Genomic DNA, 12224 nt, shown 5'->3' on the forward strand with positions numbered 1-12224 from the left:
GGAAAGACAGACCGCTGTTCAGCCGCGCCGCGCGCGTGTCGCGCGCGGCGTGCGGTGCCATGGCAACCCGGCTTAGTCCTTCTTCACTTCCTTGAACTCGGCGTCGACGACGTCGTCGGCAGCCTGCTGCGCACCGCCCGCGTGGGCCGCGCCTTCCGCTGCACCCGCCGCGCCGGCCTGCTGCGCCTGCATGTCGGCGTACATCTTTTCGCCGAGCTTCTGCGAAGCCTGACCGAGTTCCTCGACCTTCGCGTCGATCGCCGCCTTGTCGGCCGACGTATCCTTCAGCACGTCCTCGAGCGACTTCAGCGCCGCTTCGATCTTTTCCTTCTCGCCCGCGTCCAGCTTGTCGCCGTACTCGGTGAGCGCCTTCTTCGTGCTGTGGACCAGCGCGTCGCCCTGGTTGCGCGAATCAGCCAGCTCGCGCAGCTTGTGGTCTTCCGCTGCGTTCGCTTCCGCGTCCTTGATCATCTGATCGATTTCAGCGTCGGACAGGCCCGAGTTCGCCTTGATCGTGATCTTGTTTTCCTTGCCGGTCGCCTTGTCCTTCGCGCCGACGTGCAGGATGCCGTTCGCGTCGATGTCGAAGGTCACTTCGATCTGCGGCACGCCGCGCGGCGACGGCGGGATGCCTTCGAGGTTGAACTCGCCGAGCAGCTTGTTGCCTGCCGCCATCTCGCGTTCGCCCTGGAACACCTTGATCGTCACGGCCGACTGGTTGTCGTCCGCCGTCGAATACACTTGCGCGTGCTTCGTCGGGATCGTCGTGTTCTTGCTGATCATCTTCGTCATCACGCCGCCGAGCGTCTCGATACCGAGCGACAGCGGGGTCACGTCGAGCAGCAGCACGTCCTTGCGGTCGCCCGACAGGACCTGGCCCTGGATCGCCGCGCCAACTGCGACGGCTTCGTCCGGGTTCACGTCACGGCGCGGATCCTTGCCGAAGAACTCCTTCACCTTTTCCAGCACCTTCGGCATGCGCGTCTGGCCGCCGACCAGGATCACGTCGTCGATGTCCGACACCTTGACGCCTGCGTCCTTGATCGCGATGCGGCACGGTTCGATCGTGCGCTCGACGAGGTCTTCCACCAGCGCTTCCAGCTTCGCGCGGGTGATCTTCAGGTTCAAGTGCTTCGGGCCCGATGCGTCGGCCGTGATGTACGGCAGGTTGATTTCGGTCTGCTGGCTCGACGACAGCTCGATCTTCGCCTTTTCAGCGGCTTCCTTCAGGCGCTGCAGCGCGAGCACGTCCTTCGACAGGTCGACGCCCTGCTCCTTCTTGAACTCGCCGATGATGTAATCGATGATGCGCTGGTCGAAGTCCTCGCCGCCGAGGAACGTGTCGCCGTTGGTCGACAGCACTTCGAACTGCATTTCGCCGTCGACGTCCGCGATCTCGATGATCGACACGTCGAACGTGCCGCCGCCGAGGTCATACACGGCGATCTTGCGGTCGCCCTTCTCGACCTTGTCGAGACCGAACGCGAGCGCGGCTGCGGTCGGCTCGTTGATGATCCGCTTGACTTCGAGGCCCGCGATGCGGCCGGCGTCCTTGGTCGCCTGGCGCTGGCTGTCGTTGAAGTACGCCGGCACCGTGATCACGGCTTCCGTGACCGGCTCGCCGAGGTAGTCTTCGGCCGTCTTCTTCATCTTGCGCAGCACTTCCGCCGAAACTTGCGGCGGTGCGAGCTTCTCGCCGTGTGCCTCGACCCATGCGTCGCCGTTGTCGGCCTTGACGATGGTGTACGGCATCAGGCCGATGTCCTTCTGGACTTCCTTCTCTTCGAAGCGGCGGCCGATCAGGCGCTTCACCGCGAACAGCGTGTTCTTCGGGTTGGTCACCGACTGACGCTTGGCCGGCGCGCCGACGAGCACTTCGTTATCGTCCATGTAGGCGATGATCGAGGGCGTCGTGCGCGTGCCTTCCGAGTTCTCGATGACCTTGACCTGGTTGCCTTCCATGATGGCGACGCACGAGTTCGTGGTGCCGAGGTCAATACCGATGATCTTTCCCATTTTTTCCTAATCTCCAGAAATGCTTGTTTGCTGCGCAAAACCCCACGTTTTGGGGCGGATTCGCGCGCCAGAATTCAACTCTGTTCCCGAAATGCGTCCGGCCAGCCCGTTTTCAAGACCCGCCAAGCGATGCGGACATTAAATTTTTTCAATCGCCGCCGGTAGCTGGATCGTTCGGACCGCGGTCGTGCTCGCCCGGCTGCGTGCCGCCCGCCGCCGCGATCTTCGCGCGCGCCGCCGACACCGCCGCCTGGAACTGCGCGAGGCCATGCCAGCCGGTCGCGCGCCCGAGACGCTTGCCGCGGTGGAAGAAGAACCACGTCGGCACGCCGTGCAGGCCGAAGCGGCGCCCCAGCTCGTGGTGTTCGTACACGTTGCAGTGGAACCACTTCAGGTCCAGCGCGCGAATCGCGTCGGGCTGGGCAAGCATCGCCTTCTTCGCGATCTCGCAGTTGAAGCAGTCGACACCCCAGAAGAACACCACGGCGAGTGCGTCCCCCAAGGGGACTTCCTCCGGGGCGTCACCGGCGCCGTCGATGCCCGCGTCGAACGTGTCGACGGCGAGCCCCCGCATGTCGAAGGCCTCGAACGCGGCCGGATCGACGCCGGCGGGAACCATCGCGCCGGCCTTACTTCGGCTGCGCGACGGTGACGAGCGCCGGGCGCAGCACGCGGTCGGCGATCGTGTAGCCCTTTTGCAGCACGGCGACGACGGTGTTCGGCTCCTGCTCGGCCGGCACCATCGAAATCGCCTGGTGCTGGTGCGGATCGAACTTCTCGCCGACCGGGTTGATCGCGACGACGCGGCCCTTCTCGAGCGCGCTCGTCAGCTGGCGCAGCGTCAGCTCGACACCCTCGCGCACCTTCGCGATGTCGCCGGACGTGTCGCTGACGGCCGCCTCGAGGCTGTCCAGCACGGGCAGCAGGTGCTCCGCGAAGCTTTCGATCGCAAACTTGTGCGCCTTCGAGACGTCGTCCTGCGCGCGGCGGCGGACGTTCTCGGTCTCGGCCTTCGCCCGCAGGTAGCTCTCCTGCAGCTCGGCGACCTTGGCTTGAGCCTCCGCGAGCGCCGCGTCGGCTGCTTCGGCGCCAGGAGCAGCGCCTTGCGCCGCCTGCTTCTCGCTACCGATGTCTTCGGCCGATTGGGTAGCCGGGTTCTCTTGCGTGTTTTCCATGTCGCTGAAAGTCGATTAGAGGTTGAAGCCAAATCGGCAACCGCCAGCTCGTATACCGGCGGCACCGCACATTGTTGGTGCAAATAAGGGCGAAAACTGCAATTTCAAGAGGGTTATTCGCCGGCATTCGCCAATGCCGCGAAACAACCGCGCGGCGCGCCGCCCGATTGCGCGCATTTGCCGCCAAATCGGAGGAAACGGCCTGTAACAACGCTTACCCGACAAGTACTAGCTCGGCACAGGGGGCTGCACTACACTCCACTCAAGCGTCGGAAAAGCGTGTTAACCCCTAGCTGACCGCCGCCTGACATCCACCTGGCGCCGCATTCACCGTCCTGTCGAGGCGAGTACCGTGAAACTGACCTTTGCCATATCGGTGGTCGCGCTGGTACTGATCGCCGGCACCACCACCATCTGCCTGTCGGGAGCCGTCACCGACCGCACGACCGAATACGGAAGCGCGCTGGCGACGTTCGACCAGATGTTCAGCTCCCACCAGAAAATCTGTCGATGATGCGCCGGTCGCGCTTGGTCGGCCGGCCGTGCAGTTCGGCTGCCGGCTCGCGATAGGTGCGCCGCCGCTCCAGTTCGGCGAGCCGCGCGGCCCGCCCCGCTTCGGTTTCCTCGTAAAGCGTCTGCGCAATGCTCGCGGGCCCGCGCAGGTCGCAGATACCCAGCACGGCAATGTGCCAGACGACACCGTCGATCGCAATCTCGACCTCGTCGCCGACCCGCACGTCCTTGGCCGGCTTGACCGTCGCGCCGCCGATCTTCACGTGCCCCTTGTCGACCGCGTCGGACGCGAGCGAGCGGGTCTTGAAGAAGCGGGCCGCCCACAGCCATTTGTCGATGCGCAGCTTCGCGCCGGGTTCCGTCGAAATCCTGTAATTCATGTCAGCCTCCGCCGTGCCGCCGCCACGCGGCCGACCGCCCCCTCGGGGGCAGCACACGCCGTGCGCGCAGGGGCCGCGTCGTCATTTCAATTCACCGTTTCGGGTTGGGCGGCCTTCACGGGCCAGCCCTGCAGGTTCTCGGCGACGATCTCGCCGAGCGCGCCGATCCACGCGGGCGCGCCGTTCAGACACGGAATCCGGTGGAACGCCTGGCCGCCGCCGGCGATGAATTCGTCGCGCACTTCCATCCCGATCTCCTCGATCGTCTCCAGACAATCGGCCGTGAAACCGGGACAGAACACGTCGGCCCGCCGCACGCCGGCCTCGCCGAGCTCGCGCAGCGTCGGCGCCGTGTACGGCTGCAGCCACTCGGCCTTGCCGAAGCGCGACTGGAAGGTCACGCGGCATTCGAGCGTCGACAGCCCGAGCGCCGCCATCAACAGCGCGCCCGTCTGCTGGCACTGGTCGTGATAGGGGTCGCCGAGGTCGAGCGTGCGTTTCGGCACGCCGTGAAAGCTCAGCACGAGCTTGTCGCCGGCCGCGAAGTCGGGCCGGCCGTGCTGCGCCCAGTACTGGCGCACCTGCTCGGCGAGCGCGTGGATGTAGGCCGGATGGTCGGCGTAATGCCGCACCGTGCGCACTTCCGGCTGGTTGCGCATCCGCGCGAGCGCGCCGAACGCGGCATCGAATGCCGTCGCGGTGGTCGACGCCGAATATTGCGGATACATCGGCATCAGCAGCACGCGCTCGACGCCCGCGCGCTTGAACTGCGCAAGCGCCTGCGCAATGTTCGGGCTGCCGTAGCGCATCGCGTAGTCGACCATCACCTGGTAGCCGTTCGACGCGAGCAGGTGCCGCACGCCGTCGGTCTGGCGCTCGGTGTACACGCGCAGCGGCGAGCCCTCGGGCATCCAGACGGCCGCGTATTTCTTCGCGGACGCGCGCCCGCGCAGCGGCAGGATCAGCGTGCGCAGCAGCACCTGCCAGACGACCTGCGGGATTTCGACGACGCGGGGATCCGACAGGAATTCGGCCAGATAGCGCCGCACCGCGCGCGGGGTCGGGGCGTCGGGCGTGCCGAGGTTGATCAGCAGCACGCCGATGCGATGGGCAGCTGCGACGCTCGAAGGCGGCTCAAGATCGAAACGCATGGGCAGGAACGTGCTCGGGGCACGCAGTCGGACGGCCCTCAATTATAGCGGGCCGCCTCGCTCGGGTCGGCTGGCCGTTCGGCCGACTGGCGGCGCGCCCGGTGCCGCGGCACGATGGCGGAACGGTGTCGGCGCCGGCTACTGCTGGCTCAGTGTGAGCGACAGCAGGCGCGCGGTGATGTCGACGATCGGGATCACGCGGTTGTACGCCATGCGGGTCGGGCCGATCACGCCGAGCGTGCCGACGATCTGGCCGTTCACCTCGTACGGCGCGGTGACGACGCTCATTTCCTCGATCGGCACGAGCGTCGATTCGCCGCCGATGAAGATCTGCACGCCCTGGGCGTGGCTCGACACGTCGAGCAGTTGCAGGAGGCCCGTCTTTTGGTCGAATACGTCGAACAGCTTGCGCAGGCGCGCCATGTCGGACGACAGATCCGCCACTTCGAGCAGGTTGCGCTCGCCGGAAATGAGCACCGTGTCCTCGGTGTCGGGCACCTCGGTGCTGGCCGTCACGGCCGCGTGCATCAGCGTGGTCATGTCGCCGCGCAGCTGGTCGATCTCGTCGCGCAGGCGGCGGCGCACCTCGTCGAACGACAGGCCGGCGAAGTGCGCATTGATGTAGTTGGACGCCTCGGTCAGCTGCGACGGCGAATAGTCGCGCGGCGTCGCGAGCATCCGGTTCTGCACGTCGCCCTCGGGGGTGACGATGATCAGCAGGATGCGCTTGTCCGACAGGCGCATGAACTCGATCTGCTTGAACACGTGGCTGCGGCGCGGTGTCAGCACGACGCCCGCGAACTGCGACAGGTTCGACAGCACGCTCGCCGCGGCCGCCACCACCCGCTGCTGCGGTTCGCCGGCCTGCAGCGTGTTCTGTACCTGCCGCGCGACGGCCTCGGCGTCGATCGGCGCCTCGACCGTCAGCATCGTGTCGACGAACAGGCGATAGCCCCGCGGCGTCGGGATGCGGCCGGCCGACGTGTGCGGGCTCGACACGAGGCCGAGCTCCTCCAGGTCGGACATCACGTTGCGGATCGTCGCCGGGCTCAGCTCAAGCCCGGAATAACGGGACAACGTGCGCGAGCCGACCGGCTGACCGTCGGCGATATACCGTTCGATCAGGGTTTTCAGGAGGGTTCGTGCGCGAGGATCTAGCATGGTGGAAAATTTTAGCGCAACCGCGCGACCGCGGCGAGTATCCACGGCCACCGTCGCGCAGCCCGACCCGATCCGGCCCCGTCTGTGCACAGCCGGTTCTTTTCGTCAACGAGCTATGGTGTAATGCCGGCATGAAAACCGGTAATCAGTTCAACACTGTCGCGCTCGTCGGCCGGAGCAACACGCCCGGTATCGCCGAGCCGCTCGCCACGCTGGCTGGCTGCATCGCGAAGCTCGGCTTCGAGGTCGTGTTCGAGGCCGACACCGCGCGCGAGATCGGCATCTCCGGCTATCCGGCGCTCACCCCGGCGGAAATCGGGGCGCGCGCGGACGTGGCGGTCGTGCTCGGCGGCGACGGCACGATGCTCGGCATCGGGCGCCAGCTCGCGCCGTACAAGACACCGCTGATCGGGATCAACCACGGGCGGCTCGGCTTCATCACGGACATCGCGGCGGCCGACATGCAGGCGCGCGTCCCGGTGATCCTGTCGGGCAAGTTCGAGCGCGAGGAGCGCTCGCTGCTCGAGGCCCGGATCATGCGCGACGGTGAGCCGATCTACCACGCGATCGCGTTCAACGACGTCGTCGTGACCCGCAGCGGCTTCTCGGGGATGGTCGAGCTGCGCGCGTCGGTCGACGGCCGCTACATGTACAACCAGCGTTCGGACGGCCTGATCGTCGCCACGCCGACCGGCTCGACCGCATACGCGCTGTCGTCGGCCGGCCCGATCCTGCATCCGCAGCTTCAGGGCATCGTGCTCGTGCCGATCGCGCCGCATGCGCTGTCGAACCGGCCGATCGTGCTGCCCGACGATTCGAAGATCGCGATCCAGATCGTCGGCGGGCGCGACGTCAACGTGAACTTCGACATGCAGTCGTTCACCGCGCTGGAGCTGAACGACACGATCGAGGTGCGCCGCTCGAAGCACACGGTGCCGTTCCTGCACCCGATCGGCTACAGCTACTACGCGACGCTGCGCAAGAAGCTGCACTGGAACGAACACGCATCGAACGAAGACGACAAGGCGTCCTGACGCACCTCCGCCCGACACCATGCTCCGCCACCTCTCGATTCGCGACTTCGTCATCGTCGCCGCGCTCGATCTCGAATTCGACAGCGGCTTTACCGTCTTTTCCGGCGAAACCGGCGCCGGCAAATCGATCCTGATCGACGCCCTGGCCCTCGCGCTCGGCGAACGCGCCGACGCGAGCGTCGTGCGCGCCGGCTGCGGCCGTGCCGACATCACCGCCGAGTTCACGCCGCACGACCGCGTCGCGCGCTGGCTCGACGAACACGCGTTCGACGCCGAGGACACCGTGATGCTGCGCCGCGTGATCGACGCGAACGGCCGTTCGCGCGCGTTCATCAACGGCACCAGCGCGACGCTCGCGCAGCTGCGCGAGCTCGGCGAGATGCTGGTCGACATCCACGGCCAGCACGCGCACCAGCTGCTGATGCGGCCCGACGCGCAGCGCGAGCTGTTCGACACGCACGCGGGGCTCGTCGCCGATGCCGCGAACGTCGCACGCGCATGGCGCGTATGGCGCGACGCGACACAGGCGATCGATGCCGCGAAGGCACACGAGCGCGAGTTGCAACTCGAACGCGAGAAGCTCGCATGGCAGCTCGCCGAACTCGACAAGCTCGCGCCGCAACCGGGCGAATGGGACGAAGTCGGCAGCGAGCACAAGCGCCTGTCGCATTCGGCGAACCTGATCGCCGGCGTACAGGGCGCGCTCAACGCGCTGTCGGAGGCCGACGACGCGATGCTCCCTCAACTCGGCGCGATCGTGTCGAAACTGCGCAGCCTGGCCGATTACGACACCGGCCTCGGCGACGCGCTTGCGTCGCTCGAACCGGCCGAGATCCAGCTGCAGGAAGCCGTCTATTCGCTGTCGCACTACGCGCAGCGCCTCGATCTCGACCCGGCCCGGCTCGCCCAGGTCGAAACGCGCCTCGACGCGCTGCACTCGACCGCCCGCAAGTTCCGGCTGCCGCCCGACACGCTGCACGAGGAACATGCGGCACGCCGCGCTCAGCTCGCCGCGCTCGACGCGGCCGCCGATCTCGGCGCGCTCGAAGCCGTGCAGGCGCAGGCATGGGAGGCCTATCTCGCCGACGCAAAACACCTGTCGAAGGCGCGCGCGCAGGCAGCCAGAACGCTCGGCACGGCCGTCACGGCCGGCATGCAGGAACTGTCGATGGCGGGCGGCAGCTTCGACGTCACGCTCGTGCCGCTCGCCGACGGCGGCCCGCACGGGCTCGAGCAGGTCGAATTCCGTGTCGCCGGGCACCCCGGCGTGCCGCTGCGGCCGCTCGCGAAAGTCGCGTCGGGCGGCGAACTCGCGCGGATCAGCCTCGCGCTCGCAGTGATTGCGAGTGCGGCCAGCCCGACGCCCACGCTGATTTTCGACGAAGTCGACACGGGGATCGGCGGCGGCGTCGCCGAAGTGGTCGGCCGCCTGCTGCACCAGCTCGGGCGCAACCGCCAGGTGCTGTGCGTGACGCACCTGCCGCAGGTCGCCGCCCGCGGCGACCATCACTTCCAGGTCGCGAAGGGCGCCGACGACCGCGGCGGCACCGTCTCGTCGGTCAACCCTCTCGACAGGGCGAGCCGTGTCGAGGAAGTCGCGCGGATGCTCGGCGGGCTCGAGATCACCGCGACGACGCGCAAGCACGCGAAGGAAATGCTGGCGGCCTGACGCCGCCACCCGTTACCCGTTTGTCGCATGCAAAAAGACCGGCGCCCGCGCCGGTCTTTTCCGTGGAGCGGCCGCTCGCTCGCGTGCGCCCTGCCCCGCCATTCGAACGCCCGACTCAAACGCCCGTTTCAACCGCCCCGAACACGCGTTCCCACAGCGCCGTCACGGCCGCCCGCTCGTCGGCCACCAGGGCCGGATCGACCCGCGCCTTCTCCATCCCGTCGAGCCGCAGCTTGTGCTGCAGCTTGCGGTACTTGCGGTACGCGGCGCCGACGCGCTCGGCCTCGTCCTCGCCCATCAGGCCAAACCGCGCGACCTCGCGCAGCAGCGCGATATTGCCGGTGTTGCGGATCAGCTCGGCGTCGCTCGACGCATGCAGCAGCACCCAGTACTGGACGATGAACTCGATGTCGACCATCCCGCCGCGATCGTGCTTCAGGTCGAACAGCTCGGTCTGGTTCGGGTGGCCGGCGAACACCTTGCCGCGCATGTCGACGATTTCCTTCGCGAGCACGCCCCCGTCGCGCGGCGTCGTCAGCACCTGCTGGCGAATCGCCTCGAAGTCCGTGCCGATCTGCGTGTCGCCCGCGCTGTAGCGCGCGCGCGTCAGCGCCTGGTGCTCCCAGACCCACGCCGTGTTCGCCGCATCGCCCTCGCGCAGCTGGTAGCGGCGGAACGCGTCGAGATCGGTGACCAGCAGCCCGGCCTCGCCGTTCGGCCGCAGCCGCAGGTCGATGTCGAACAGCGCGCCCGCGCCGGTGGCGGTCGTGAGCCACGTGATCAGCCGGCGCGTGAACGTCGTGTAGACGTCCGCCGAGCGCTCGTCGGGGTCGTCGTACAGGAAGATCAGGTCGAGATCCGATGCGTAGCCGAGCTCCTTGCCGCCGAGCTTGCCGTACGCGATCACCGCGAACTTCGGCGCGTCGCGATGGCGCTTCGCGAGCTGCGACCAGACCACTTCGATCGTCACGTCGAGCACCGCGTCGGCCAGCTCGGACAGGCGGTCGCTCACATGCTCGACCGACAGCTGCCCCGCCAGATCGATCAGCAGGATGCGGAACACCTCCGCATGCTGCGCGTGGCGCAGCAGGTCCATCTGCTGCTCGGGGCCGTCGGCAGCCGCGAGGCGCGCACGCAATGCGTCCTTGAACGCGGGCCAGTCGAACGGGCTCGCGATCGCCTCGTCGTCGAGCAATTCGTCGAGCAGCTGCGGATGGCGAATCAGGTAGCCGCCGCCCCAGCGCGTCGCGCCGAGCACCGACAGCACGCGGTCGAGCGCGGCCGGATACTCGGTCAGGAGCGCGAGATAGACGCCGCGCCGGCTGACCGTCTCGAGCAGGTCGAACAATCGCACGATGGTGTCGTCGCGGCGCGCGGCGTCGATCCGCGGCGCGGCCTCGAGCGCACGCTGCGCGACGCTGTCGAAACGCTGCCGGCTCTTTTCCGGCAGGCCCGAGTAGCGCGACGACTGCCAGATCGCACGCAGCCGCGCGAGCACGGCTGCCGGATCGGCGAAGCCCAGCCCGTCGAGGCGCGCGAGCAGCGCGTCGTCCTCGCCGTCGTCGGCCAGCGCCCCGCTCCAGATCCACCCGGCCGCCGTGTCCTCACCCGCCGCGCACGGGCCGCCGCTCACCTTGTCTGCGAAGATCTGGTCGAACTGCGCCTCGACGAACGTGCGGTAGCCATCGAGCACCGTCATCAGCGCCGCATAGTCGGCAAAGCCGAGCGACGCGGCCAGCACCGCGCGCTCGTCCGGATCGACCGGCATCGCGTGGGTCTGTGCGTCGTCGCGGTACTGCAGCCGGTGCTCGAGCGTGCGCAGGAAATTGTAAGCATCGGTCAGGCGCTCGCGCACGTCCTCGCCGATCAGCCCGCGCGCCTGCGCATGGCGCAGCACCGCGAGCGTCGGCCGCACGCGGAACTCCGCATCCTGGCCGCCGCGGATCAGCTGGAACACCTGCGCACTGAATTCGATCTCGCGGATCCCGCCGCGCCCGAGCTTGATGTCGTCGGCCTTGTCGGGCCGCATCGACGCGCGGCGCGCGGCTTCGTGGCGAATCTGCTGGTGCAGCGAACGGATCGCGCCGATCACGCCGAAGTCGAGATAGCGGCGGTATACGAACGGCTTGACGATCGCTTCGAGCTGCGTCGCGAGCCGCTGCGCCGCGTCGCTGTCGCCCTCCGACACGAGTCGCCCCTTGATCCACGCGTAGCGCTCCCATTCGCGCCCCTGCACGTAGAAATACTCCTCGAGCATCCCGAGGCTGCAGACGAGCGGCCCCGAATCACCGTTCGGGCGCAGCCGCATGTCGACGCGAAACACATAGCCGTCGGCCGTGACCTCGGACAGCACGCCGATCAGGCGCCGGCCGAGCCGCGTGAAATATTCCTGCGTGGACAGCGGCGAGCGCGTGCCGCCGGCCGTCTCACCGTCGTCCTCGTAGACGAAGATCAGGTCGATGTCCGACGACACGTTCAGCTCGCGGCCGCCGAGCTTGCCCATCCCGACCACGCCGAGCGCGACGCGCTGGCCGTCGGCGCCGCGCGGCTCGCCGTACATCGCCTCGAGCTCGGCGGACAGCAGCGCGAGCGAGCGCTGCACGGCCACTTCGGCGAGATCGGTCATCGCGGACGTCACCTCGGCGACGTCCGCGACTCCGCGCAGGTCGCGCTCCGCGACCGCGCCGAACACCTCGATACGCAACTGCCGCAGCGCGCGCTTCAGTTGCTCGTCGCTCGGCGCGGCGGTGCCGGCCGGCCCCGCGAGCAGTTCGGTCAGGCGCGCGTCGAGCTGCGCGCGGGACAGCGGTGCGGCGGCCCACGCGGCGATCTGGTCGGACAGCGCGGGGCGCGCGGCAGCCGCGCGGGCGAGATAGCGGGAGTAGGACGGGCTGATCAGGGCGGAAGCGTCGGTCATCGAGAAGCGGGCCTGGCGGTAAGGCCCGCCGCCCGGGGTAAACGCGTGCGCGCCCCGCTGCCGACAAGCCCCATGGACTCGGCGCGGCATCGCGCGACGCGGATGCGCCGCCGCGACACCGCGCGCCGGAAAGCCCGTGCCGCGCTGCCGCAACGGCCGCCGGCACGAACCCGTGTGATACATTTCAACGTCAGTCTGCAAAACTACC

The 12224-nt window shown here is 68.0% G+C and carries 10 protein-coding genes; 3 read left to right on the forward strand and 7 right to left on the reverse strand.

Annotated elements, in window-relative coordinates; all coding sequences use genetic code 11:
* Window positions 1-72: 72 nt before the first annotated feature.
* The 3 genes from dnaK to grpE form a co-directional block, all read right to left on the reverse strand.
* Window positions 73-2016: a molecular chaperone DnaK gene (gene dnaK / locus PI86_RS13890; protein ID WP_014898007.1), complete on the reverse strand. Its 1944-nt coding sequence runs from the start codon at window positions 2014-2016 to the stop codon at window positions 73-75.
* Between the two features lie 148 nt (window positions 2017-2164).
* Window positions 2165-2635, reverse strand: coding sequence for a thioredoxin family protein (locus tag PI86_RS13895; RefSeq protein WP_039323425.1), 471 nt, complete (start codon window positions 2633-2635; stop codon window positions 2165-2167).
* Window positions 2636-2645: 10 nt separating this feature from the next.
* Entirely contained in the window at window positions 2646-3191 is a 546-nt protein-coding gene (gene grpE / locus PI86_RS13900) for a nucleotide exchange factor GrpE (RefSeq protein WP_039323428.1), read from the reverse strand.
* A 352-nt stretch (window positions 3192-3543) separates the two neighbouring features.
* Between grpE and PI86_RS17485 the strand changes: the two genes are divergently transcribed.
* Window positions 3544-3705 carry a hypothetical protein gene (locus PI86_RS17485; protein ID WP_014898010.1) on the forward strand — a complete coding sequence of 54 codons (162 nt, stop codon included), beginning with the start codon at window positions 3544-3546 and terminating at the stop codon, window positions 3703-3705.
* On the opposite strand, the gene PI86_RS13905 is transcribed toward PI86_RS17485, so the two are convergent.
* The 3 genes from PI86_RS13905 to hrcA all read right to left on the reverse strand — a co-directional run bounded on the left by PI86_RS13905 (window position 3677) and on the right by hrcA (window position 6396).
* Window positions 3677-4084: an RNA-binding S4 domain-containing protein gene (locus PI86_RS13905; protein ID WP_039323432.1), complete on the reverse strand. Its 408-nt coding sequence runs from the start codon at window positions 4082-4084 to the stop codon at window positions 3677-3679. The genes PI86_RS17485 and PI86_RS13905 overlap by 29 nt on opposite strands.
* 86 nt (window positions 4085-4170) lie before the next feature.
* Window positions 4171-5235, reverse strand: coding sequence for a ferrochelatase (gene hemH / locus PI86_RS13910; protein ID WP_014898012.1), 1065 nt, complete (start codon window positions 5233-5235; stop codon window positions 4171-4173).
* Between the two features lie 138 nt (window positions 5236-5373).
* On the reverse strand, window positions 5374-6396 hold the full coding sequence (gene hrcA, locus PI86_RS13915) for a heat-inducible transcriptional repressor HrcA (RefSeq protein WP_027783618.1): 1023 nt from the start codon (window positions 6394-6396) through the stop codon (window positions 5374-5376).
* A 131-nt stretch (window positions 6397-6527) separates the two neighbouring features.
* Between hrcA and PI86_RS13920 the strand changes: the two genes are divergently transcribed.
* Window positions 6528-7430: an NAD kinase gene (locus PI86_RS13920; RefSeq protein WP_014898014.1), complete on the forward strand. Its 903-nt coding sequence runs from the start codon at window positions 6528-6530 to the stop codon at window positions 7428-7430.
* A 19-nt stretch (window positions 7431-7449) separates the two neighbouring features.
* A complete protein-coding gene (gene recN, locus PI86_RS13925; RefSeq protein ID WP_014898015.1) occupies window positions 7450-9099 on the forward strand; it encodes a DNA repair protein RecN in 1650 nt (549 codons plus the stop codon).
* A gap of 115 nt (window positions 9100-9214) precedes the next feature.
* On the opposite strand, the gene glnE is transcribed toward recN, so the two are convergent.
* Complete coding sequence (gene glnE, locus PI86_RS13930) at window positions 9215-12016, reverse strand: bifunctional [glutamate--ammonia ligase]-adenylyl-L-tyrosine phosphorylase/[glutamate--ammonia-ligase] adenylyltransferase (protein ID WP_039323438.1); 2802 nt, start codon at window positions 12014-12016, stop codon at window positions 9215-9217.
* Window positions 12017-12224 lie beyond the last annotated feature (208 nt).

The sequence above is a fragment of the Burkholderia sp. A9 genome, from assembly GCF_000801975.1.

Coding starts and splice junctions, on each gene's coding strand:
- PI86_RS13905 (WP_039323432.1), bottom strand. CDS start 4,084: ATGAATTACAGGATTTCGACGGAACCCGGCGCGAAGCTGCGCATCGAC.
- hrcA (WP_027783618.1), bottom strand. CDS start 6,396: ATGCTAGATCCTCGCGCACGAACCCTCCTGAAAACCCTGATCGAACGG.
- grpE (WP_039323428.1), bottom strand. CDS start 3,191: ATGGAAAACACGCAAGAGAACCCGGCTACCCAATCGGCCGAAGACATC.
- PI86_RS13920 (WP_014898014.1), top strand. CDS start 6,528: ATGAAAACCGGTAATCAGTTCAACACTGTCGCGCTCGTCGGCCGGAGC.
- dnaK (WP_014898007.1), bottom strand. CDS start 2,016: ATGGGAAAGATCATCGGTATTGACCTCGGCACCACGAACTCGTGCGTC.
- glnE (WP_039323438.1), bottom strand. CDS start 12,016: ATGACCGACGCTTCCGCCCTGATCAGCCCGTCCTACTCCCGCTATCTC.
- recN (WP_014898015.1), top strand. CDS start 7,450: ATGCTCCGCCACCTCTCGATTCGCGACTTCGTCATCGTCGCCGCGCTC.
- PI86_RS13895 (WP_039323425.1), bottom strand. CDS start 2,635: ATGGTTCCCGCCGGCGTCGATCCGGCCGCGTTCGAGGCCTTCGACATG.
- hemH (WP_014898012.1), bottom strand. CDS start 5,235: ATGCGTTTCGATCTTGAGCCGCCTTCGAGCGTCGCAGCTGCCCATCGC.